This window comes from Burkholderia sp. 8Y (assembly GCF_902506145.1).
Taxonomy (GTDB): domain Bacteria; phylum Pseudomonadota; class Gammaproteobacteria; order Burkholderiales; family Burkholderiaceae; genus Caballeronia.
Map to the genome: position 1 here is coordinate 1,376,523 of NZ_LR733519.1, position 24,367 is coordinate 1,400,889.

Sequence of the window (24,367 nt, forward strand, 5' to 3'; positions counted from 1 at the left end):
GACACCAAACCATGACGTCATTCGATCTGCGCATATCCACGCTTCGATCCGCCTATCGCGCGAAGGCACTCACGCCGCGCGCGCTGATCGCCCAATTGCGCGACAAAGCGGCGGCGCTGAATCCCGAGTTCAATCTCTTCATCCATCTCCTGAGCGAAGCGGAACTCGCCCCGTACCTCGACCGGCTCGACGCGCATGATGCCGAAAGCCTGCCGCTCTATGGCATTCCGTTCGCGATCAAGGACAACATCGATCTTGCGGACATCCAGACGACAGCCGCGTGCCCCGCGTTCGCGTACACGCCGTCTGAGTCGGCGACCTTCGTCGCGCGCCTGATCGCGCTCGGTGCGATCCCGCTCGGCAAGACAAACCTCGATCAGTTCGCGACCGGTCTCAACGGCACGCGTTCGCCCTACGGGAAATGCCGCAACAGCGTGCGTGCCGAGTATCCGTCCGGCGGGTCGAGCGCGGGGTCGTCGCTCGCGGTCGCGCTCGGCGTGGCGAGTTTCGCGCTCGGCACCGACACCGCTGGATCGGGACGCGTGCCGGCCGCGCTGAACAATCTCGTCGGGCTGAAGCCGACGAAGGGATTGTTGTCGATGGCAGGCGTCGTGCCCGCCTGCCGCACGCTGGATTGCGTGACGTACTTCACGGCGACGGCGGAAGAAGCGAGCGAATTGCTTGCGCTCACCGCACTCTTCGATCCCCGCGATGCCTATAGCCGCAAGAATCCGCAGTGGAACACGGCGCGCGCATTCGGCACGCCCGCCGCGTTCCGCTTCGGCGTGCCGGCACAGCTGGAGTTCGCGGGATGCGCCGAAAGTCCCGCATTGTTCGCCGAGGCTCGCGCGAGGCTCGAAGCAGCAGGCGGCGAGGCCGTCGAAATCGACTTCGAACCGTTCATCGAAGCGGCGCGGCTTCTTTATCAAGGTCCGTGGGTCGCCGAGCGCTACAGCGTGGTGCGCGACCTGATGCAGGCGCAGCCGGACGCGGTGCTGCCCGTCATTCGCGACGTGTTGGCCAAAGCGCCGGGCGCAACCGCTGTCGACTTGTTCCGCGCGCAGTATCGCTTGCAGGCGTTGAAGGCCGTGTGCGACGCGGCGCTCGATTCACTCGACTTCGTTCTCACGCCCACGTATCCGCGCCCGGTCACGCTCGCCGAACTCGAGGACGACCCCATCGGACCGAACTCCCTGCTCGGTCATTACACGAACTTCATGAACCTGCTCGACTACGCGGCTGTCGCGACGCCGACGGCTTTCATGCACAACGGTCTGCCGTGGGGCGTGACCGTTTTCGGCCGCGCTTTCACGGACCACTATCTGTTGGGCGTCGCCGACTTGCTGCAGCGGACGAGCGGCATCGCGTGCGTCGGCGGCAACGAGATAGCGGCGGGCAAGCGAGGCATCGCCGCGAACGATCGCCTTCGCATTGCGGTGTGCGGCGCGCACATGCAAGGCTTGCCGCTCAACGGGGACTTGCTTTCGCGAGGCGCGCGTCTCGTGCAGGCGACGCGCAGCGCTCTGTCGTATCGGCTGGCCGCGCTGCCTGCTTCGCCCGATGGAACCCGCCGGCCCGGCATGTGGCGCGTCGCGCAGAACGGTGTCGCCATAGCGGTCGAAGTGTGGGAGATGCCTGCCGCGGAACTCGGCTCGTTCATCGCGAACGTTCCCTCGCCGCTCGCGTTGGGCAAGGTGGAACTCGCGGACGGCTCGTGGATAATCGGCTTTCTGTGCGAGCCGTATGGCGTGCAGTCCGCGGAGGACATCTCGGCATTCGGTGGATGGCGTGCGTGGCTTGGCAGGAGCACGGTCGGCGCTTAAGCGATGCGTGCTCATCGCGTGATTCGCAAGCCTTGCAGCACGCGAGATAGCGATACTGAAGGCGACCGCCACGCAGCAGCCCGCCATGGTCGGTGACCTAAACGACTTTAAGCTCGTGCTCGTTGCGACGCTGCTCGTCGTTTCGCTGATCGCGTGCATCCGCGGATGAATCGCTAAGGCACGCGGCAATGGATCAGACGCGGTGTTCGGTGCCGATTCAGATGTGGCGATGCGCTTTTAGCCGGGCAGATCGCATCGTCGCCGCTTTTGAAGACACCGTTCGCGCAAGGCTCAGATGCGCTCCCGCGCCATCCGCAGCGCAATGTCGAACGCCTTCTGGGTCGCACCCACATCCGCCCTGCCCTCGCCCTCTATATCGAACGCGGTGCCGTGGGCGGGCGTTGCAATAGGCACCGGCAAGCCGCCGTGCACGGTGACGCCGCGCCAGAAGCCCATCAGTTTCATCGCGATCTGTCCTTGGTCGTGGTACATCGTGACGACGCCATCGAAGGCTTTCTGGTCGCGTGCGCGCACGAAGATCGTGTCGGCGGGGAAAGGGCCTTGCGCGTCGTAGCCGAGCTTACGGGCGTGTTCCACGGCGGGCGCGATCACGTCGATCTCCTCGCGTCCGAACGCGCCGTTGTCGCCGTTATGCGGATTGAAGCCGCATACCGCGATGCGAGGCGACGCGATACCCGCGCGCTTCTGACCATCATGAATCAGCCGCACCGCGCCGACGATACGCTTGAGCGTCAGCTTGGCGCTCACGTCTTTGAGCGCGATATGCGAGGTGACGCGCGAGGTCCACAACTCGTCGAGCACGTTGAACTCGCAGAACGCGCCTTCGTAGTCGAGCTGGCGCACAAACCATTCCATCTCGTCGTTGGTCTCCATGCCGGCCATGTGCAGGGAAGTCTTGTTGACCGGCGCGAACAGCATGGCCTGCGTGCGGTTCGCGCGCGTCATTGCGAGTGCCTTTTTGAACGCTTCGAGACTGTAGCGACCGCCGCGTTCCGTGGAGACGGCGCGTTCGTACGGTGCCTCGTCGGGCAGACGGAAATCGATGAGCGAGGGCGTGTCCGTCTCGCGCATGGCATCGGCTTCGTCATTGATCACGCGATAGTCAAAGCGTTGTCGCGCGATGTCCATGCCGCGGTCGAGCTCGCGCCTGTCGCCGATGATGAGCAGATCCGCCTGCGCGCGATTCTCAGCCCGCGCGACGAGGCGAGCGATCAGTTCGGGACCGATGCCGGCGGGGTCGCCCAGCAGGACTGCAATTCGAGGTTTCATGTTGATATGGCGTGTTTTTCGGATGCTAGCGTGTGCGGCACTGGTCATTCGATGACGTTGAAGTCGTCCAGATGCTTGTCCGACAGCGCGATGCCCAGCCCCGGAGTTTCATCGGACAACTGAAGATACCCGTTCTGCGGCTGCGGCTCGCCTTCGAAGATGTAGTAGAACAGCTCGTTGCCGACCTCGACATCGAAGACGGGAAAGAACTCCGACATGGGGCTCGCGGTGCTCGACATCGTGAGGTGATAGTTGTGCATCTGTCCCGCGTGCGGAATCACGGGAACCGACCACGCCTCGGCCATCGCGTTGATCTTGCGAGCGGCGGTGATGCCGCCCACGCGGTTCGTGTCGTACTGAATGACATCCACCGCGCGACGTTCCAGCAAGTCCTTGAAGCCGTAGATGGTGAACTCATGCTCGCCGCCGGAGATGGGGAAGATATTCATCTTCTTCAGTTCCTGATAGCCCTCGACGTCGTCGCCGATCACGGGTTCCTCCAGCCAGCGCGGGTCGAACTCGGCGAGGCGCGGCAGCATGCGGCGCGCGTATTCGAGCGTCCAGCCCATGTAGCATTCGAGCATGATGTCCACCTCGTCGCCGACGAGCTCACGCAGCAGACGCACCTGCTCCAGATTCTTCGCCATGCCTTTCGGGCCGTCCTTCGGACCATAGCCGAAGCGCATTTTCATCGCCGTGAAGCCCTGATCGAGATAGCCTTGAGCTTCGGCGAGGAACGCGTCGCGGTCGTCGTTGTTATAGAGCTTCGATGCGTAGCACCAGATCTTTTCTTTCGTGCGGCCGCCGAGCAGCTTGAAGACGGGCTTCTGCACGGCTTTGCCCATGATGTCCCATAACGCGATGTCCATTGCCGAAATCGCCGCCATGCCGATGCCCTTGCGGCCCCATGCGAGCGTGCGGCGATACATCTTCTGCCAGATGTACTCGTGATCGAACGGATCTTCGCCGATGGCGATGGGTGCGAGATATTCATCGACGATCTGTTTGGCGACGCGCGGCGCGAGCGCGCAATTGCCGATGCCGACCGTGCCGTCATCGCACTCGATCTCGACCACGAGCCAGCCGTGAAAGCGGAACGAGCCCATCGCATCGCCGCGTTCGTAGAGGACGTCCACCGCGTTCGTGCAGAAATGCGACTGGGGCGGCACGACCTTGCCCTTCCATTCGAATACGCGTGCGCGGACGTGCTTGATCTTCATCTCTGTTGTCTCCGTTCGATTCGACTCAGCCGCTTCGACGAGGGTTTGCGCGGCTGTTTTGGCTAGCGCTAGTGTGCGAGACTCTGCGATAACTGGCCATTGAATAAATTGCATCGGGCTATTTCCCGGAGTTATCGCTCCCATGATCGCGCCTGCCACCGCCATTCGCAAACGCCTGCGCCTGCGTCATCTGCAACTGATGTTGGCGCTTTCAGGAACCGAGTCGCTCCGAAGCGCCGCCGACGAGCTCGCAATGACGCAGCCTGCCGCGACGAAGGCGCTGAAGGAACTGGAGGATACGATCGGCGTCGCGCTCTTCGTGCGGCATGCGCGCGGCATGGAGCCGACGATCTACGGCGAGGCGGTGATGCGCTATGCGCGCGTGGTCTTCGAGGATCTCGACGAGCTGCGCGAAGAACTCGCGGCGATTCAGGCGGGCGATATGGGCAAGGTACGGATCGGCGCGGTGATGGCGCCGGCGCCGGACCTGCTGACAAAGGTGATCGTGCAGTTGAAGGAAGCGCATCCGCGCTTGCAGATCAGCGTGCAGATCGAGACGAGCGATGTGCTCGTGCAGGCATTGCAGCAGGATCAGCTCGATCTTGTCGTGGGGCGCATCCCTTACGGGTTCCCCGCGCTGGATCTGAGCTTCGAGACCTTGTCGGAGGAAGCGCTGGCTATCGTCGCGCGCCCGGATCATCCGGCAGTCGGTGTCGCGGCAAAGCCCAGACTCGCCGAGCTCGCGCAGTATCCGTGGATCGTGCAGCCGCATCCGAGTCCCATGCGGCAAATCGTCGATCAGACGTTCCGCGAGTCGCGCGTCACGCCGCCGGTGAGCACTGTCGAGACGTCTTCCATTCTCACGACGTTGTCGCTTCTACGGGATTCGGACATGCTGGCGGTTTTGCCCAGTTCCGTCGCGGATTACTATGCGGCGCTTCGGACTATCGCTTGTTTGCCCACGCCGTTGAGGGGCCGGCTTGCGCCGTATGGGCTGATCCTCAGGAAGAACCGGAGGATCAGTCCGGCGACGCAACTGGTGATCGAGGCCATTCGAGCAGGGTGATGCGTTCTTTGCGTTGCCTCGTTCTCGCTGGAATTCCAAGTTCGAGTCGAGCTATTCGGCAACGCCTCGCAACCGTCAGCCGCCTCACCCACCCAGACGCCGCTCGGCGAACTTCAGTTCCCCGCGTTCGGAGTGGGGGGCGTCAGCGGCAGAAGAAGAGCCCGAGTCCAGCGCAATATCCGGCCGCATATAGAACGTCATCACGATTCCCACGGCAAGCAACCCGAGCGACCCAATGAACGGCAGCGTCCAACTCCCGGTCCGGTCCACGACGAACCCGAACACGATGGGCGAGAAGATGCCTGCGATAGCAGATCCCGCATTGACAAGCCCACTCGCGATACCGACGTGCTTCGGCGTGATGTCCATCGGCACGGCCCAGATCGGCCCGATCGTCATCTCTAGAAAGAAGAACGACAAACTCATCGACGCGGCCATGACCGGCAGCGACTTCACGAACATGACCGGCGCAAGGAAGACGAGCGCGCCTAGAAACGCGACGATGATCATGTTGCGCCGCGCGGCTACCACGCTACCCGTGCGCTTGAGGATGCGATCCGAAGCAACGCCGCCCACCGTGTTGCCAACGACGCCCGACAGAAACACACCCGCCGAGAAGAGCGCCGAGCTTTTCAGATCGAGCCCGCGTCCATGCATGAAGAACGACGGCAGCCAGGTAAAGAACAACCAGCCGGTCCATCCATAGCAGAAGTAGACGATCATGGTCGGCGCGATGCGCTTGATGAGGCGCCCCCACGGCGTCGGCTCGCGCGTCTTGTCGAGCGCGACCTTGTGCTCCGGCGGCAACGCCGCCTCTTCCTCCGCCGTCATGTGACGATGCTGGCGCGGATTGTCCTTGAAGTACCAGGCATAGACCACGACCCATACGGCCGTCAGCGCGCCGACGAGAACGAACGAAGCTCGCCAAGACGCGAAGGCGATGAGGAGCGCGATGAAGGGCGGCGTGACGGCGTTTCCCAGACGCGAGAACGAATGTGTAAGCCCCTGCACGAAGCCGCGCTGGCTCGCCGGATACCAGTTGACGAGCGCGCGCGCCTGCGCGGGCAGCGCCGCGCCTTCTCCGACGCCAAGCAGCATGCGAGCGCAAAACAACGAAACCACGCCGCCCGCGAGGCCCGTTGCGACGGTCGCGACGATCCAGATCGATGCGCATAGCACCAGCGTGGATTTCGCGCCGAAGCGGTCGCTGATCCATCCGCCGATGATCTGGCAGATCGCATACGTATAGGCGAAGGCGCCGAACACGAGACCGACGTCCGTGTTCGTGAGATGCAGGTCGTCGCGAATGACCCCTGCGGCGGCGGACAGGTTGACGCGATCGAGATACATGATGAACGACATCGCGCACATCAGCGCGAGCACGGACCGGGTGACTTCGGGGCGTCGCAGCATGCTGTGTGTCTCCTCCGAGGCTTGATGCGCGGGTAAACGCTTGCGCGTGCTCTTATTCGAGGGCGGACCACATGAGGTCCGACGCCCGCAGTCTCGCGAAAACACCGATAGCCGTCTATTGAATTCGCCCCATGAGGTGATTACCGGTGGTTATGGCGGCGAAGATGCGAGCTTGCGATATCTGTACGCCTCTTAGGGGCGGTGCCTTCAATCCAGTGCCGAGCCGCTAAGTCGCCTCAGAGCGACGCGTGCGTAAAGCATTGTGCCGCGCCGACGAATTGGCCCAGTAACCCGATCACCCATTCGCATCCCGCCGACGGCGTTGCGAGAGAGGCGACGCAACGCATGCACCGCGCATTTCGATTGGCCTACAAGGGTTAGATGACGTTCAAGCGACAAATTCGCCCGAACGTACGGGTGTTCGAACGCGTTCAGTAAGACATGGGATCGAACCGGCGACAGGCCGCCGCCTCTCACGCCCGACATGGACGTTTAAGCACGCTTGAGCGCCTTTGAAAAAATAAACGAGCCGCTGGACAAAACCTCGGCGAGTAGTATCGTTATCAGAAGGCGATGCAGAGACCGCGATGATCTCCTTGGACGGCGGAGCTGAACCCGTATTCGAATTCGGCGCACGCGCAAGCCGTTGTGGGCAACATGCACGGTCAACCAACGGATATCGATGCCGGGTGGACGGCGTTCCGAATCTCAATCGAGAGATACCCTCTCGTATGTTTTCGCCCGAGGCCGGGAGGATTGATCAAGCCAAGCAATGCTTGCTGACGCAAGAGACACTACGTCAAAGACTTCGAACGCTAATGAATCGCGCACAGGCAGCGCGTGGCGACACTTCGCTGACAACGGCGAAGCCGTAGCCTCCCCTCACAAGCCCGCTCACCGGCGGCTTGGCAGCCGGGCGAGCGTCAGTGGCTCACCACCCGCATCGGCTTTATCCCGTTATTACGTTGTCCTATTGACATGCGCATGCCCCGACGCCGTCGGTGATAGGTGAGGCGTGCGGCATGGAAGAACGCATATCGCTCGAGGCGGTTTTGTAGAACTTGCAACCGGCTCCTCACGGAGCGCGATGACTCGCTAACCGTGATTCTGGGATGTCGGACGCGAAGGCAAAACACCAACCGTTCATCAAGCCGCGCGCGACCTGAGTCGGCGAAGGCTCAGGCGCTTCTGTGAGCGTGCAGCGGGCATGCTGATGGCTGAATACTCGCACGTGCGCCATCAACCGTCAGGACGCAACGCTACGTCATTAGCTAAGGCATCGTATGTTCACGTTGGCATCGGCCATCGGTTACCGGCGCATTCAGTCGATGTAGCGGATAAGGAGGAGCGGAGCGGGCAAAAAAGGCGTTAGCGTCACAGCGACGTATCGATAGAGCAGGGGACCAACTGTTCCACGGGCACGCCTGTGGGTTCATCGACGCGGCCAGCCGCCCAACAGTCTGCGCGGCGCAGGCTTTCAGTCGACTTCTTAGGAGAGAAATATGAAAGCAGTTGTATATCGCGGCCCCCGCCAGGTCGCCATAGAAGATGTGCCTGATCCCAAGATAGAGCGCCCCACGGACGCCATCGTCAGAATAACCAGTACCAACATCTGCGGGTCGGACCTGCATATGTACGAAGGTCGAACCGACTTCGAGCAAGGTCGAATTTTCGGTCACGAAAATCTGGGCGTGGTTGAGGAAGTAGGACCGGCGGTGGAGCGCATCAAGCGCGGAGACTGGGTGTGCCTGCCATTCAACGTGAGCTGCGGCCACTGCGTCAACTGCGAGCGCGGGCTCACGGCGTTTTGCCTGAGCGCGAACCAGCCGGGAATCGCCGGGGGCGCTTTCGGCTTTGCGGACATGGGCCCTTGGCCGGGCGGACAGGCCGAGTACCTTCGTGTACCGTGGGCGGACTTCATGTCCTTGAAGCTGCCGCCGAACGCTGCGGAGAAACAGACGGACTACGTGATGTGCGCCGACATCTTCCCGACCGGTTGGCACGCGACAGAACTGGCCGGCATGCGGCCCGGCGATGCAGTGGTGATCTATGGTTCGGGGCCGGTCGGTTTGATGGCCGCGCACTCGGCCATGATCAAGGGAGCGCGCAGCGTCATGGTGGTGGACTGCCATCCGGACCGGCTGAAGCTCGCCGAGTCGATCGGCGCCGTTGCGATCGATTATTCGAAGGAAGACCCCGTGCAGCGAGTCATGGACCTGACACAGGGGATGGGCGCGGACGTCGGCTGCGAATGCGTTGGCTACCAGTGCCACGATCCGGCTCCGCAACGGCATGAGCATCCCAACCTGACGATGAACAATCTGGTGTCGTCGGTTAAGTTCACTGGCGGCATCGGAGTGGTCGGCGTCTTCGTGCCGGAAGACCCGGGCGCGCAGGACGAACTTGCAAAGAAAGGACAGATTGCATTCGACTGGGGCAAATGCTGGTTCAAAGGCCAGCACATCGCCACTGGGCAATGCAACGTCAAGGCGTACAACCGGCAATTGCGCAACCTCATCGACGCGGGCCGCGCGAAACCGTCGTTCATCGTTTCGCACGAGTTGAAACTGGATGACGCGCCCGACGCCTATCAACACTTCGACGTGCGCGAACACGGCTGGACCAAGGTGGTGTTGCATCCCGGAGGCTAGTAAGTCCGAGTCGATCACTCATCGATGCCCCAAAGTAGGGACGCGAACCGGCTAGCTCAATCTGGGCGATGCAGCCCACGGTGCAGTTCCGCGTCTCCTGAGCCACGAGGGGCGAGCGCGAGTGTCGCAATGTATTCGCACGCCGAGTGCCCCCGAGACTTCACGCGGACCGGTGCAGCGGGAACACTGCCAAGCCGCGTCCTCGCGATGGAACGGGGCGGTGACCGGTGATTGCTCGTGCCGGCGTCGTTCGCGACCGCCTGCAGGCACCCGGCGCCTCTTGCCGCTAAGTTCACATCTACGGCCAGGACTCCCTAAGTCCTGACTTGCTGTCACCGGCCATGCTCGTCTTCGCCTACTGTTTCTTGATCGGCTCGCGCAACAGCTACTTATTCGCTTTCTCGGCCTCGCTCGGCTCCTCCCTCGCTTTGTAGCGCGGCGTGGCTGTGGCAGCAGAAAAAAGCCGACGCACAGCAGTGCAATGGCCATGCCGATGCGTGGCGCCGCGATCACGACGGGAACCGCGACGATCTGGACCAGCGTCGCCATGCCGTAGCGGCGCGTCATCTGCTGGATGAAGTCGGGCGCGAGGCGTTCGTCCATCAGCCGGCGGCCCGGCATTGCATAGAACCACTTCCCCATCCAGGCGCAGGCGAGCAAGGCAAGACCGACAACCAGTGTCACTGAGGCGACGGGCTCGAAGCCGGTGCCGAGGTGGAAGCACCAGATGCGGATTGGATAAGGAATGACGACAATCGCCGGCAGGAACAGCAGATTGATCACGCCGAACCAGTGATCACTCTTCGCATAAATGCGACCTGAATAACGGTGTTGAAGCCAGTAGGCCCCGATCACAACGTAACAGAGCACCAACGCGAGATATTGGCGCCACTGCGCCGCCATAGCGTTTGCGAGGTCGCTGTAGCCATGCGTGCCCTCCGGAGATCCCGGGACTTTGATCTCGACGATCAGCAAGGTCAGCGCGATTGCGAAAACGGCGTCGCTGAACCCCTCGAAGCGGCCCAATCCGCGCTCGGCACCATGCGTCCCCCCGGCGGTAGGTTTGCTCCGCGTATTAAGTAGCATCATGTGACTCCTTTCGCGCACCCGGAAGCCGTCCTTCTCGGCACAGCACGCAAATGTTCGTTGGACAATCAGAATGACATCCTGCCTTGGGAAAGCACCAAAGCTGCCCGCAAGTCAGTACGACCGCTTTCGGCCGGCTTTGTCGTTCCGTAGGCGGCGAGGAATTGCGCGGAGCGTTGAACACCGATCCTTGCGTGTCCGATGAACCGAGGGGATGCAGAGCGACACGAAGTCACCGACAGTGCATTCAGACATCGCCAGCAAATACTCTTGGCCTGCGCAATGCCGAACGTCAGGCTAACCGTGGCCGATTCTCTGGAACGCTGATGGTCTGATTTTGCGGTTGTCCGGCCCAGTGCGCCAGTCATTCCCACCTGACCCGGATGCCTCGGACTTGCGGGTACTGGTCTCACCATCAAGCCATGGTGTCGATCATGACCAATCCAAGGGCACTTTCTGCTCCCCCGTTCCTCACCTGGGAATCGCTATTGCTCACTCACTCCAAAACGTAAGCAGCATGTCCGGGAACGCCGTACGCACTTCAGTACGCAAAACACAGGTCTATCGACCGCAAACGAAGACACAGATGAACGATCCGACCGTCGATTGCATAATTGTCGGGGGCGGCCCCGCCGGCCTCACCGCTGCCCTCTATCTCGCACGATTCAGGCGCTCGACGATCGTGATCGACGACGGTCACAGCAGAGCATCGTTGATACCCGTCGTGCGTAACCTTGCTGGCTTTGAGAGCGGCATCAATGGAAAAGCACTGCTTGCCAAGATGCGTCGCCAGATCGAATGTTACGACGTGCCAGTGCTCGAAGGCCGAGTCACAACGATAAGGCACATGGACGGCAGGTTTCTCGTCCAATACTGCAGCAATGGCGGCGGCTCGTCCCGCAGCCTGGTTGCATACCGTGCACTGCTCGCGTGTGGAATCCGCGACAAACTTCCGCCAATCGACGACGCCGTTGGACTGACTCAACGAGGATTGCTTCGTTTCTGCGCGATATGCGACGGGTTCGAAGCGCAAGGCAAACGGATCGCAATGTTCGGTCCGGTCTCACGCGCGCTGTCGCATGCCTTGTTCTTCCGCACGTTCTGTCAGCAGGTGGCAGTCATCGCCCCCGATATCGATGCGCTGACGGAACAGGAGCGTGCCCTCGCGGCGGAGAACGCAGTCGAGTTGATCATGACCGAGGCGCTCCAGTTACCGAATTGCACTGAGGCGCCCGTGAGCGTCGAATGCCCGAATGGGCAACGACATTTATTCGATGCTATTTATCCGGTTCTTGGCTGCCACTCGCAAGCGGACCTGTTAAGTGGCTTCGATGTGCAGCGAGACAGCGACGGAATGATCGTGACCGGGAGGCATCAGCAGACGAGCGTAGACGGACTCTACGCTGCGGGCGATGCAGTGAACACGCTCAATCAGATCTGCGTCGCAGTGGGTGAAGCTGCGATGGCTTCGATGGCTATCCATCGAAGCCTGCCGGCTAATCCGCTTTAGCGCAGGCGCGCCGAAACATCACATGTCATGTCGTAGATGACCGGTGAATGACACGGTGCGGCGCATTACAGCGCGTCGATGTCCGGTTGGGAGCGTCCGTTAATGGCCGATGAGGCGACTGCGCGCAACGCCGCCGAACGACCGGTTGGGAGCGTTATTGCGCCTCTCGCTCAAAAGGCAATAGTCAATGATCCGCTCGTCCTCCGGCTCAGTGTCTCACATCGTGTGAAAGCCCCGCGCCGTGCGAACCCGGGGCTTCGCCACCGCACCCAATCAGGCCAGTTCGGCGCGCTTGACCGGATGCGGCTCCTTCAGCTTGTTCGCCACGCGCGCGGCCTCGAAATACGACGCATTCGGCGGACGCTTCAGATATTGCCCCGCGCAGCGCACCGCGCGCAGATCGCCGTCGGTCCAGGCGAGCGCGCCGCGCGTGAGCGTGTGCGTCGCCACGCCCTGCACGGTCATGCCCTCGAAGACATTGAAGTCCACCTGCTGATGATGCGTCTTCACCGAAATCGTGCGCGACGCCTGCGGATCCCAGACGACCAGGTCCGCATCGGCGCCGACCTGCACCGCGCCCTTGCGCGGATACAGGTTGAAGATCTGCGCCGCGTTCGTCGAGGTTACGCGCACGAACTCGTTCGGCGTAAGACGCCCCATGTTCACGCCGTGATGCCACAGCACGGCCATGCGATCTTCCACGCCGCCGCAGCCGTTCGGGATCTTGGTGAAGTCCTCGCGTCCCATCGCTTTCTGCGACGCGCAGAAGACGCAGTGATCAGTCGCCGTGGTATGCAGTTGGCCCGACTGCAGCCCGCGCCACAACGCCTCGCGATGCTCGCTCGTGCGGAACGGCGGGCTCATCACGTGGGCGGCCGCGCGCGTCCAGTCCGGATCGCGATACACCGATTCATCGATCACGAGATGGCCTGGCAGCACTTCGCCGAACACGCGCAGTCCGTCGTTGCGCGCTTTTGCAATGACATCGACCGCATCTTTCGCCGACACATGCACGATGTAAAGCGGCACGCCCAGCACCTGCGCGATGCGGATCGCGCGATTGGCCGCCTCGCCCTCCACTTCAGGCGGACGCGAGAGCGGATGCGCCTCCGGTCCCTTGAAGCCCTTCGCGAGCAACTGCTTCTGCAACTGGAACACGAGTTCGCCGTTCTCCGCATGCACGGTCGGCAGCGCGCCGAGTTCGAGCGAACGCGTGAAGCTGTTCACGAGCACTTCGTCATCGGCCATGATCGCGTTCTTGTAGGCCATGAAGTGCTTGAAGCTCGACACGCCATGTTCGTGCACGAGCAGGCCCATGTCGCGATGCACGGAGTCGTCCCACCATGTCACGGCAACATGAAAACCATAATCCGCCGATGCCTTCTCCGCCCAGCCGCGCCATTCCCTGAACGCGTCCATCAGCGGCTGCTTCGGGCTCGGAATGACGAAGTCGATGATGCTCGTCGTGCCGCCCGACAACGCCGCCGCGGTGCCGCTGTAGAAGTCGTCGCTGGCGGTCGTGCCCATGAACGGCAGTTCCATGTGCGTATGCGGATCGATGCCGCCGGGCATCACGTACTGGCCGCCGGCATCGACGATCTGCGTATCGGTCGGAATATCGAGGTCTTGCCCGATGGCGAGTATTGTGCCCCCCGCCTGCGGATCGGCGCACAGCACATCGGCGCGATAGGTGCGGTCCGCATCGATGACGGTGCCGCCGCGAATGAGAATAGGCATGTGTCGTCCTCCGGTAATGTTCAAGCACTCAGCATGTCGGCACGCGGGCTGCCGCGCAGTTTCATCCACGATCCATACACGAGCGCGGCCAGCACGAGGCCGACGAACCACGCATAGGTGTAAAGCGTGTTGAAAAACGCGGGCACGTTGGGAAAAGAAGCGGGAAACGCGGTATGCAGGAAGCCGGGCAGATTCGGCAATACGCCGATCAAGAGCGCGACGACCGCAGCGATATTCCAGCCGCCGCGATACGCGTACTCGCCCTCTTCGTCGAACAGCTCGCGATGATCGAGCCGCGTGCCGCGAACGAAGAAGTAATCGACCATCATGATGCCCGCGACCGGCCCGAGCAGCGCGGAGTAGCCGACGAGCCACGTGAAGATATAGCCTTGCGTGGTGGCCAGAATCTTCCACGGCATCATGACGATGGCGATCGTCGCCGTGATCATGCCGCCCGCACGATACGAAATGCCCTTCGGCCACAGGCTCGAGAAGTCATAAGCGGGTCCGACGAGGTTGGCCGCGAGATTGCAGCACATCGTATCGAGCGTGAGAATGACGAGCGCAACGCCCACGCCGATGCCGGTCATGCGGCTCGTGAGATCGATCGGATCCCAGATCGCCTTGCCGTAGATCACCACCGTCGCGGAGGTCACGACGACGGAGATGATGGAAAGCAGCGCCATGGGCAGGGGCAGCCCGATAGACTGTCCGATCATCTGGTCGCGCTGCGTGCGTGCGAAGCGCGTGAAGTCGGGAATGTTGAGCGCGAGCGTCGCCCAGAACCCGACCATCGCGGTGAGGCCCGGCCAGAACGTCGCCCAGAACATGCCCTCCTTCTTGCCGCCGGCGACGAACTGCGACGGTGTAGAGAGCATCGACCCGATGCCGCCCGCCTTCGAGGTGGCCCACCACACGAGCGCCACGCACATCACCACCTTGATCGGCGCGGACCAGCTTTCGAGCCAGCGGATCGAGTCTGTGCCGTGCCAGATGAAGTAGAGCTGCAAGGCCCAGAACAGCAAGAAGCAGCCGAGTTGCCCGACGGAAATGTCGAGCAGCGGCAACGCCGCGCCGTGCAGCGCGTTACCCGTGAGGATGTTCAGCAGCGTGTAGATCGCGCTGCCGCCCAGCCACGTCTGAATGCCATACCAGCCGCACGCGACAATCGCGCGCAAGAGCGCCGGCAGCTTCGCGCCCTGCGTGCCGAAAGACGAACGCACGAGCACCGCGTAGGGAATGCCGTGCTTGGCGCCGGCATGGCCGATCAGAAGCATCGGCACCAGCACGATCACGTTGCCGAGCAGCACGGTCATCACGGCCTGCCACGGCGACATGCCCTGATCGGTGAGCCCCGCCGCCAGCATGTACGACGCGATGTTCATCACCATGCCGACCCACAACGCCGCGAAGTGATACCACTTCCACGTGCGTTGCGCCGGGCCGGTCGGCGCCAGGTCGTCGTTGTAAAGGCTACTCGACTCGACGTTACGCGCTGTCTGATTCATCGGATGCACTCCGCTTGAGGATGTTCGCCGCGCTATCGCCTCTGCGTGCGATGTGCGCGGCGGGGGTCAATGACGAGCGCTGCGTGTGATTCAGGCCGCTTTTGCGGGCTCTTCGACGTTCTCGCGAGCCGGATTGTTCGGATGCGTGGTCCAGTTCGCGTATTCGCCTGCATCGACGCGTTCCATCGTGATGCACTGCTCGACGGGACAGACGTGCATGCACAGGTTGCAGCCGACACATTCCGTATCCACCACTTCGAAATGACGCTTGCCATCCTTCTCCTTCAGGATCGCCTGATGCGACGTGTCCTCGCATGCGATATGACACAGTCCGCACTTGATGCACTTGTCCTGATCGATTCGCGCCTTGATGTCGTACTTGAGATTCAGGTGCTTCCAGTCGGTGACGTTCTGCACGGCGCGGCCGCGAATGTCGTCGAGGCTCGCGTAGCCCTTCTCGTCCATCCAGTTCGAGAGGCCATCGGCCAGATCAGTGACGATGCGAAAGCCATAGTGCATCGCCGCCGTGCACACCTGCACACTGCCTGCGCCGAGCACCATGAACTCGGCCGCATCGCGCCACGACGAGATGCCGCCGATGCCTGAGATCGGCAAATCGGGAGTCTCAGGATCGCGCGCTATTTCCGCGACCATGTTGAGCGCAATCGGCTTGACCGCCGGTCCGCAATAGCCGCCGTGCGTGCCCTTGCCGTCGACGGTCGGCATCGGGGCCATGTGGTCGAGATCGACGGCGACGATCGAGTTGATCGTGTTGATGAGCGACACACCGTCCGCGCCGCCCTTGAACGCAGCGCGCGAGCCCATGCGAATGTCGCTGATGTTGGGCGTGAGCTTGACGAGGCACGGCAGCCTGGTGCCTTCCTTGACCCAGCGCGTCACCATCTCCACGTACTCGGGAACCTGCCCCACGGCCGCCCCCATGCCGCGTTCGCTCATGCCATGCGGGCAGCCGAAGTTGAGCTCGACTGCGTCCGCGCCCGTGTCCTCCACTTGCGTCAGGATCCACTTCCAGTCTTTTTCGTTGCATGGAACCATCAATGAAACGATCAATGCGCGATCAGGCCAGTCACGCTTCACTTGCCGGATCTCGCGCAGGTTCACGTCGAGCGGCCGATCGGTGATCAGCTCGATGTTGTTGAGCCCCGCGATGCGTTGCCCGTTCCACTGCACCGCGCCGTATCGCGAACTCACGTTCACGACATGCGGATCGAGCCCGAGCGTCTTCCACACGACGCCGCCCCAGCCCGCCTCGAACGCGCGGTTGACGTTGTAGGCTTTGTCGGTAGGCGGCGCCGAAGCGAGCCAGAAAGGATTCGGCGACGAGATGCCGGCGATGTTGCAGCGAAGATCGGCCATGTTCGTGTCTCCTCTTCGAATCAGGCGGCTTTGATTGCAGTCAGCTCGAACGACGCGTCGATGGACGCCGCCGCGAGCTTGCCGTCCTGCACGGCCTGCACGGTGAGATCGAGCCCTTCGTGAGTGGCGCAATCGCCGCCGGCCCACACTTTTGCGAGCGTCGTCTGACGGTTCTCGTCGGTCACGATGCGTCCGCCGTCGAGCGTCAGCAGTTCGTGCCCGATGCCGACCGGCACGAGCGTCTGACCGATCGCCTTCAGGACCATGTCGGCCTCGATCACTAAGCGCTCGGCGTCACATTGGAATTCGACGCCTGTCACCTGACCGTTCTCGCCGATCAGACGCACCGGCTGCGCATGGGTGACGATGTGAACGCCATTGGTCTGCGCAAACTCGCGCTCGGCCCATGTCGCGCTCATGTTTTCGACGCCGCGCCGGTAGGCCATCGTCACATTCGTCGCCCCGAGCTTGCGGCTTTGCACGCACGCATCGACCGCCGTGTTGCCGCCGCCGACCACGACCACCCGACGGCCGACCGGCACGCTCGCGAGGTCATCGGCCTGACGCACCTGTTCGATGAAATCCACCGCGTTCAGCACGCCGTTCAGCGACTCGCCTTCGAGCGCGAGCTCGCGCACGCCTGCGAGTCCTAGCGCGATAAACACCGCGTCATATTGCGTGCGCAGCTCGTCGAGCGTGAAGTCGCGTCCGAGCGCCTGGCTCGTCCGGATCTCGATGCCGCCTATGGAATGAAGCCATTCGATCTCGCGCTGCGCGTAGTCCTCGACCGTCTTGTAGGCCGCGATGCCGAACTCGTTGAGACCACCGGGCTTGTTGCGTGCATCGAAGATCACGGCGCGATGTCCCGAAAGCGCCAGTCGATAGGCGCACGCGAGCCCCGCCGGTCCCGCGCCGATAATCGCAATGCGCCTTCCGGTTTCCGGCGCGCGGCTGAACAACGCGACGTCTTTCGACATCGCCCAGTCGGTCGCGTGACGTTGCAACGCGCCGATCTGCACGGGCTCGTCGCCCGGATGATTGCGCACGCAGCTTCCTTCGCAGAGGATCTCGGTCGGACACACGCGCGCGCACATGCCGCCGAGCGGATTGGCCGAGAGAATGTCGGACGCCGCGCCCTTGAGATTCCCGTTGCGGATCTTGCGGATAAAGCCCGGTATGTCGATGCTGGTCGGGCAAGCCTGCACGCATGGCGCGTCGTAGCAGTAGTGGCAGCGGCTCGCGGCGGTGGCCGCAGCGGTCGCGTCCAGCAGCGGCGCGACGTCCGAGAATTCGCACGCGAGACGGTCGTGCGTCTGTCGATGGCTCGCGATATCGCCGATGGTCTTCATGGTCATGCGCGTTCCTTGTCGAAGGCGTGACGGTGCCTTCCGTCCGCAGAGCAGCGGACGGCCGAAGTGATGAATGAAAAACGGCGCGGCTCAGGGAGCCGGTTCGGATGCGCGTTCGAGCATCGCGTGCAGCAACACGTTCGCGCCTGCTTCGATCCACTCCTGCGTGGCGTCTTCGATTTCGTTATGGCTGATGCCGTCGACGCACGGCACGAACACCATCGATGTAGGCGCGACCTGCGCGAGATAGCACGCATCATGGCCCGCGCCCGAGACCATATCGCGGTGCGAGTAGCCGAAGCGTTGCGCTGCCGCGCGCACCGATGCGACGCAGGCCGTATCGAACTTGACAGGTTCGTAATAGAAGATCTGTTCGAGCTCGGTTTGCAAGCCGATCTCGCCCGCAATGCGCTCGACGCCTTCGCGCAAGGCGGCATCCATGCGCGCGAGCACGGCATCGTCCGGATGACGGAAATCGACGGTGAAAAACACGCGGCCGGGAATCACGTTGCGCGAGTTCGGATGCACCTGCATCATGCCGACCGTCGCGCACGCGAGCGGCGCATGGTCGAGGCCGATGCGGTTGACGAGATCGACCACGCGCGAGGCGCCGAGCAGCGCGTCCTTGCGGCGCGGCATCGGCGTGGGGCCAGCGTGCGCTTCCTGTCCCGTCAGCGTGATCTCGTACCAGCGCTGGCCTTGCGCATCGGTGACGACGCCAATCGTCTTCTCTTCGGCTTCGAGAATCGGCCCTTGTTCGATATGCAGTTCGAACGCCGCATGCAGCTTGCGACCGCCGCACGGAACATCGCCCGCATAGCCGATACGCTGGAGCTCCTCGCCGATGGTCTTGCCGTTGACATCCTTGCGCGAAAGCCCGTAATCCAGCGAGAAAACGCCCGCGAACACGCCAGATGCGACCATCGCGGGTGCGAAGCGCGAGCCTTCTTCGTTCGTCCAGATGACGACTTCAATTGGATGTTCCGTTTCGATGCCGCGATCGTTCAGCGTGCGGATCACCTCCAGCCCGCCGAGCACGCCGTAGATGCCGTCGAAACGACCGCCCGTGGGCTGAGAGTCGGCATGCGAGCCGGTCACGACCGGCAATGCATCGAGATTGCGGCCCGCCCGTCGCATGAACACGTTGCCCATCTGATCGACGTGAACGGTGCAGCCCTCCGCCTTCGCCCAACTGACGATGAGATCGCGGCCTTCGCGATCGAGATCGGTGAGCGCGAGCCGGCAGACGCCGCCCTTCGGCGTCGCGCCGATCTTGGCCATCGTCATCAGGCTCTCCCACAACCGCGCGCCGTTGACGCGGATGGATGTATCGAGACCGGCCTCTGTGACTGCATCCGTTAGGACGTTCATGCGCCTCGCTCCTGACGATGTGACTTCGTGTGTGAGTGACCTCGGCTCGTGCGTGCCGGTGCGCTTGCAGTCCGTTCGAGCGCCCGTGCAGTGCACGTCTCTTCGCCCTGCGATGAATGATGCAAAGAGCGCGCTTTCCGGTGACCGGTGCGCGATTCAAATCCTGTCCGGTTGGACAGGTTTTAGCCGATTAAAATAAGCAAATCAATGTATTTCGTGTGCGGGCAAACACGGAGCGGAAGAAGCGACAACCATGCCATCGCGTTCGCAGCATCCCTGCGTTCGGGTTTTGCCGATGCTTTCGTCGCGATGCAGCGCGGCGTGCGCCAACGGCGCGATTCAGGCACGATGCACGACAGACGGCAAAGAGCGCGACGATGAGACACGACGAAGCCACGAACAGCATCACCGGAAACGAAGACGCGCCGCCGCCCTTGCGGCGACGCCGCGCGCAGATTCGCGAAAGCAACGAAGTGCATCTGCTTGCCTGTGCGGAGGCGGTGTTTGCCGAGAAGGGATTAGAAGGCGCGAGCACGGCGATGATCGCGGAGCGCGCCGGCTTGCCGAAGGCCAATCTGCATTACTACTTCCCGACGAAGCTCGCGCTCTATCGCCGCGTGCTGGAAGGCATATTCGAGGACTGGCATCGGGCGGCGGATACGTTCGAGTGCAGCGATGACCCGGTGGAAGCGATCGGCGGTTATGTGCGCGCAAAAATGGAGTTGTCGAGAAGACGGCCGCTCGGCTCGAAGGTGTGGGCGAGCGAGATCATTCACGGCGCGCACCACATGCAGGACATCCTTAGCGAGCGCGTGAAGCCGTGGCTGGATACGCGTGTGACGGTCATCGAAAGCTGGATTGCACGCGGGCTGCTCGCGCCGGTCGAGGCCGACACGTTCATGTTCATGATATGGGCGGTCACACAGCATTACGCCGACTTCGATGCGCAGATTCGCGCGCTCAAGGGCAAGCGCGCGCTCACGCAAAAGGCGTTCGACGAACAAACGGAAGAAGTCGTGCGACTCGTGATTCGCGCCTGCGGGGCAGTGTCGCCGCGCGCCGTGAAAGCATCGCGAGCAGCGCGCGCGTAAGGTGCCGCAATCTCGATCGCCATGTCGAGGGGTTCGCCGCTCGGCTCGGGGGGGGGCGGTTGACTTGTCTCTAGATTGATGTTGCCGACTCGCTGGCCCGACCGGCAGAGCCGTTGAGGTCGGGCGGCGCCTTAATCATCGCAATGCCGCAAATCATGGTGTGCAGCCAGAGCGCCGCAGCCTCGACCTGCTTTTTCCAAAAAGAGCGGCATCACGGCGGAGTGACTTGAGCGACGTCCGCGTGAATCGTCACTGGCACTCGCGCGACAAAAGCGGCCGACAACAGCTTTGCGTGCGGCGGATGTCCGCGAGCCCGCGCGTCTTCACGGTGAGACGTCGGCCACTTCATCGTTCCAATACGCGGGGAGTGCCCTATAAGGGTTCGCTGCGCTCAGCGACGTCACATAGACGCCGCCTGCGCCATGCGACTTCGCATACCCCAGAAAGCCCGGCAGCTGCGCCGCGCTCGCGTTGTAGACAATGTGCACGAAACGGTTCGTGGGATAAGCCTTCTGCCAGCTCATCGGTTGGAATCTCGCATAATTCTTTGCGGAGTCCTCAAAGACGACGAACTGATCGGCGGTCGGCAAACTCGCATACACCTCAGGAATATTGGTGCCCGGGTTTCCCGTCACCGTATAGGTCGACTTCAGCCCCTTGATGTAGTTATAGATCGACTGATAGTACTGAACATGCGACGTCTGACTGTCCGAAGTCATTTCGTCGATGAAAAAGCCATCGACGTTGTAAAGGCTCACGTACATATTGATGTCGGCCACGACCGCAGACAAGGCGCGCTTCGCATACGACGTCGAGACATAGCCTATGACCTTTCCGCCCGCCGCACGCAGCTTGGCGATGGCGGCGACGTAACTCGCATCTGCGCTTGTCCCCGGCCCGCTATTTGGATTCAGGATAGCGATGGTCGGTACCCTTCGCGCGGACGCCGCGAGACTGTCCCAGTTTGCCGCGCTCCTGGTCGCGTCGAAATACGAAGGCACGACGAGGCTGATGGACGTGCTGGCCGCGCCCGCATTGCCTGCCGCGAATGCGGCACCGCTTATCATGGCTGCAACGACAGCAAGCCCAATGTCCTGAAACACCCGATTGACCCGCATTCAGCCTCCTGACACGGGCATTGCTCCCGCCGTCGATTGGCCCGCCGCCGAGGGCGGGCAACTGGCAAACTCACGCGCCGTCAGCGCGTGAGTCCCTTTAGTTTTGCGTCGCCGGATCACTCCGGGTTTGCCTGCACGCATTATCGGCTCGCGCCGTGGTTTCTTTACCTTTATTTTGTCGGACTTCCAAGTGAGCGGTGACAGCCAGTGCTGAACGAGTAGGTTCGGCACTTTCGACCGAGCTTGCAGGCAGTAAGCCCATCCCCGTCCTCGCGCGAGCGGTTGCGCCGGGTAAGAACGCAAACCGCGCGTTCAGTGACAAGCGGATTGTCATGGAAGCGCGCGTTGGACTGCGGGCCCCTCGATCCGCGCTTGGCATCTCGAACAGGCACGCACTATCCGCGTTGGCGAGTTAAGCGGGCGGAGCCCGCATCCCTCGGAAGGCGCACAGATTCGTTATCGGAGATCGGCGCTCGATCAGGCGACTTCCGCCATCATTGCGCGAACCTCCCGCGCCGCCTCACGTCGGAGTTCGCGTAGATCGACATTCGGGATAACGTCATCCCGCACGATGCATTGGCCTGCGCAAAAAAGGGCTGCGAGCTCCGGCCGTCCCCCGGCGACGACGGGTCCGATCGCCATGTCGTGCAGGCCGAAATAGCGGGGATCGTCCAGCCGGTAGACGGCGATATCCGCCTGCGCGCCCACCTCTATCCTGCCAATGCCCTCGAGTCCGAGCACGCGCGCGCCGCCCGCCGTGCCCCAATGCAGCACTTCCTCGACGGCGGCCGCATCCGCCCCGCCCTCGAAGCGCCCACCTCGATATGCGGGCTGCGCCGCCATGCCGCGGCGCGCGCGTTGCGCGAGCCACGCCATGTGGACCTCCGAGATCATGTCGGCGGCTTCGTTGGACGCCGCGCCATCGACGCCAATCGACACGGGAACGCCCGCATCGGCCAGCTCGCGCACCGGAGCAATGCCGCTGCCGAGCCGCCCGTTCGACTGTGGACAATGCGCCATGCCAGTGCCTGTCGCGGCGAGCAACTCGATCTCGCGCGCATCGAGTTTGACGAGATGCGCATACCACACGTCGTCGCCCAGCCAGCCGTGCTCGCCGCAGAACTCGACCGGCGACAGACGATGCATGGTCTGCGCGCTTTCCTGATAGCTGACCGTCTCGGACAAATGACTATGCAGCCGCAATCCGAGCCTGCGCGCCGTATCCGCAATCGACCGCATTTCCGAAGGGAAAATGGAGAACAGCACCGTGGTCGGCGCGGCGACCACGCGCCGCATCGCCTGCGGCGCGTGGTCGTGGAACGTCGCGGCGAGCCGTTCGAGGTCGGCCATGAATGCATCGAGCGATTCGGGGCGCATGGCGGTGGGCAGTTCGGCTTCGAGTTGACGCGTGCGCGTGGCACCCCCTCGCAGCAGCACGAAACGCACGCCCAGCTTCTGCGCTTCCTCGAAGAGAATCGCCGAGCTGTCGAAAGGCATGTCGGGGTAGTACAGGTAGTTATGGTCCGCGATCGTCGTGCATCCCGAGCGGATCAGTTCGATCATGCCGATGCGCGCGGCGAGCCGGAAACGCTTCTCATCGAAACTTGCGCGGTAGCGGTACGGCGTCGCCGCCAGCCACGGCGTGAGCGACGCATCGATGCCTGCCGGATCGCCCTTCAACAGCGACTGGAACAGGTGGTGATGCGTGTTCACCCAGGCGGGATAGACCACGCAGTCCGTCGCGTCGATCACCGCTTCGCCCGGCACCGGCGCAAGCGCGCCGATGGCCTGAATGCGCGCGCCTTCGATGCGGATGTCCGGACCGGTTACGCGCGTTGCTTCATGGGAAGCGCCGCCCGTCATGATGGCCGCCGCATTGCGGATCAGAGTTGTCGTCATGCTGCCTCGTTCCTTTAGAGTTCGCTTTCATGCCAGCCGCGCAAGCAGAGCCGCGACACCCCGACGGTCATGCCGAACAGCACCACGCCCGTGACCGTGATGAGCATCAGTGCCGCAAAGAGTCGCGGAATGTTCAACTGGAACCCCGCCTGAAGAATCTGATACGCAAGCCCCGATCCGGTCCCGCCCGTACCCGCGACGAATTCCGCCACCACCGCACCGATCAGCGACAAACCGCTCGAGATGCGCAGTCCGCCAAAGAAATACGGAAGCGCGCTCGGTACGCGCAGCCGTACGAGCGTTTGCCAACGCGTCGCGCGATTGATGCGAAAGAGGTTGACCAGTCCGGGGTTGACACTGCGCAGCCCGAGCGCCGTGTTTGAAATGATCGGGAACAGCGCGACGAGCGTGGCGCAGATCACGAGCGCAAACGTGGTGTCCTTCACCCAGATGATGATGAGCGGCGCAATCGCGACGATCGGCGTCACCTGAAGCAGAATCGCATACGGGAAGAAGCACGCCTCGATGAGCGGACTCTGTGCGAACGCCAGCGCGACGGCCACGCCAAGCACCGTCGCGAGCGCGAAGGCCAACAACGTGATCTTGAGCGTGGCGAAGAGCGCGGCGAACAACAAGGGCGCATCGACGACGAGCTGGCGGACGATATCGTGCGGCGCGGGCACCAGATAAACGGGCACCTCGAACATGGCACACGCGGCTTCCCATATCAGCAGCATCAGCACGCCGACGAACCACGGCGCGAACGCCTTCAGCGCGCCGGGACGTTGCAGCAGCGGCTTTCGACCCTTCACGAATCTCCGCTCGGCGGCGGGCTGGTTGACAACGGTTTCACCCATC

General features: G+C 62.6%; 17 protein-coding genes and 1 riboswitch. Of the genes, 5 read left to right on the top strand and 12 right to left on the bottom strand.

Annotation, left to right across the window (positions count from 1 at the left end; all coding sequences use genetic code 11):
- Positions 1–11: 11 nt before the first annotated feature.
- On the top strand, positions 12–1,823 hold the full coding sequence (gene atzF, locus GV035_RS06040) for an allophanate hydrolase (protein WP_159834080.1): 1,812 nt from the start codon (positions 12–14) through the stop codon (positions 1,821–1,823).
- 291 nt (positions 1,824–2,114) lie between these two features.
- On the opposite strand, the gene GV035_RS06045 is transcribed toward atzF, so the two are convergent.
- Both GV035_RS06045 and GV035_RS06050 read right to left on the bottom strand, forming a co-directional pair.
- Positions 2,115–3,113: a 4-hydroxythreonine-4-phosphate dehydrogenase PdxA gene (locus GV035_RS06045; RefSeq protein WP_159834081.1), complete on the bottom strand. Its 999-nt coding sequence runs from the start codon at positions 3,111–3,113 to the stop codon at positions 2,115–2,117.
- A gap of 44 nt (positions 3,114–3,157) precedes the next feature.
- Complete coding sequence (locus tag GV035_RS06050) at positions 3,158–4,333, bottom strand: L-rhamnonate dehydratase (RefSeq protein WP_159834082.1); 1,176 nt, start codon at positions 4,331–4,333, stop codon at positions 3,158–3,160.
- 142 nt (positions 4,334–4,475) lie between these two features.
- On the opposite strand from GV035_RS06050, the gene GV035_RS06055 reads away from it, so the two are divergent.
- Positions 4,476–5,399 carry a LysR family transcriptional regulator gene (locus GV035_RS06055; RefSeq protein ID WP_159834083.1) on the top strand — a complete coding sequence of 308 codons (924 nt, stop codon included), beginning with the start codon at positions 4,476–4,478 and terminating at the stop codon, positions 5,397–5,399.
- Between the two features lie 84 nt (positions 5,400–5,483).
- Here the strand turns inward: GV035_RS06055 and GV035_RS06060 are convergent, their stop codons facing one another.
- Positions 5,484–6,812, bottom strand: a complete 1,329-nt coding sequence (locus GV035_RS06060; protein WP_159834084.1) for an MFS transporter — start codon at positions 6,810–6,812, stop codon at positions 5,484–5,486.
- A gap of 1,502 nt (positions 6,813–8,314) precedes the next feature.
- On the opposite strand from GV035_RS06060, the gene GV035_RS06065 reads away from it, so the two are divergent.
- Positions 8,315–9,463: a glutathione-independent formaldehyde dehydrogenase gene (locus GV035_RS06065; RefSeq protein ID WP_159834085.1), complete on the top strand. Its 1,149-nt coding sequence runs from the start codon at positions 8,315–8,317 to the stop codon at positions 9,461–9,463.
- A 51-nt stretch (positions 9,464–9,514) separates the two neighbouring features.
- On the opposite strand, the gene GV035_RS06070 is transcribed toward GV035_RS06065, so the two are convergent.
- The gene (locus tag GV035_RS06070) at positions 9,515–10,552 is read right to left on the bottom strand and encodes a TMEM175 family protein (protein WP_236572456.1); all 1,038 of its coding nucleotides are present in this window, start codon (positions 10,550–10,552) and stop codon (positions 9,515–9,517) included.
- 583 nt (positions 10,553–11,135) lie between these two features.
- Here GV035_RS06070 and GV035_RS06075 point away from each other — a divergent pair.
- Positions 11,136–12,059, top strand: coding sequence for an NAD(P)/FAD-dependent oxidoreductase (locus GV035_RS06075; RefSeq protein ID WP_159834086.1), 924 nt, complete (start codon positions 11,136–11,138; stop codon positions 12,057–12,059).
- Between the two features lie 273 nt (positions 12,060–12,332).
- Here GV035_RS06075 and hydA read toward each other — a convergent pair whose 3' ends face one another.
- The 5 genes from hydA to GV035_RS06100 all read right to left on the bottom strand — a co-directional run bounded on the left by hydA (position 12,333) and on the right by GV035_RS06100 (position 19,401).
- Positions 12,333–13,796, bottom strand: a complete 1,464-nt coding sequence (gene hydA / locus GV035_RS06080) for a dihydropyrimidinase (protein WP_159834087.1) — start codon at positions 13,794–13,796, stop codon at positions 12,333–12,335.
- 20 nt (positions 13,797–13,816) lie between these two features.
- Entirely contained in the window at positions 13,817–15,304 is a 1,488-nt protein-coding gene (locus GV035_RS06085) for an NCS1 family nucleobase:cation symporter-1 (RefSeq protein WP_159834088.1), read from the bottom strand.
- A 90-nt stretch (positions 15,305–15,394) separates the two neighbouring features.
- On the bottom strand, positions 15,395–16,681 hold the full coding sequence (preA, locus tag GV035_RS06090; RefSeq protein WP_159834089.1) for an NAD-dependent dihydropyrimidine dehydrogenase subunit PreA: 1,287 nt from the start codon (positions 16,679–16,681) through the stop codon (positions 15,395–15,397).
- 20 nt (positions 16,682–16,701) lie between these two features.
- Positions 16,702–18,036 (bottom strand): NAD(P)-dependent oxidoreductase, encoded by a 1,335-nt coding sequence (locus tag GV035_RS06095; protein ID WP_159834090.1) that lies wholly within the window; start codon positions 18,034–18,036, stop codon positions 16,702–16,704.
- 84 nt (positions 18,037–18,120) lie between these two features.
- A complete protein-coding gene (locus GV035_RS06100; protein ID WP_159834091.1) occupies positions 18,121–19,401 on the bottom strand; it encodes a Zn-dependent hydrolase in 1,281 nt (426 codons plus the stop codon).
- A 377-nt stretch (positions 19,402–19,778) separates the two neighbouring features.
- On the opposite strand from GV035_RS06100, the gene GV035_RS06105 reads away from it, so the two are divergent.
- Positions 19,779–20,492 (top strand): TetR/AcrR family transcriptional regulator, encoded by a 714-nt coding sequence (locus GV035_RS06105; RefSeq protein WP_159834092.1) that lies wholly within the window; start codon positions 19,779–19,781, stop codon positions 20,490–20,492.
- 323 nt (positions 20,493–20,815) lie between these two features.
- Here GV035_RS06105 and GV035_RS06110 read toward each other — a convergent pair whose 3' ends face one another.
- From GV035_RS06110 to GV035_RS06120, 3 genes are all read right to left on the bottom strand, one after another.
- A complete protein-coding gene (locus GV035_RS06110; RefSeq protein ID WP_159834093.1) occupies positions 20,816–21,610 on the bottom strand; it encodes a spherulation-specific family 4 protein in 795 nt (264 codons plus the stop codon).
- Positions 21,611–21,663: 53 nt separating this feature from the next.
- Positions 21,664–21,752, bottom strand: a riboswitch (cyclic di-GMP riboswitch).
- Between the two features lie 335 nt (positions 21,753–22,087).
- Entirely contained in the window at positions 22,088–23,509 is a 1,422-nt protein-coding gene (locus GV035_RS06115; protein ID WP_159834094.1) for an amidohydrolase family protein, read from the bottom strand.
- A gap of 14 nt (positions 23,510–23,523) precedes the next feature.
- Positions 23,524–24,366: an ABC transporter permease gene (locus GV035_RS06120; protein WP_159834989.1), complete on the bottom strand. Its 843-nt coding sequence runs from the start codon at positions 24,364–24,366 to the stop codon at positions 23,524–23,526.
- Position 24,367: the final 1 nt, after the last annotated feature.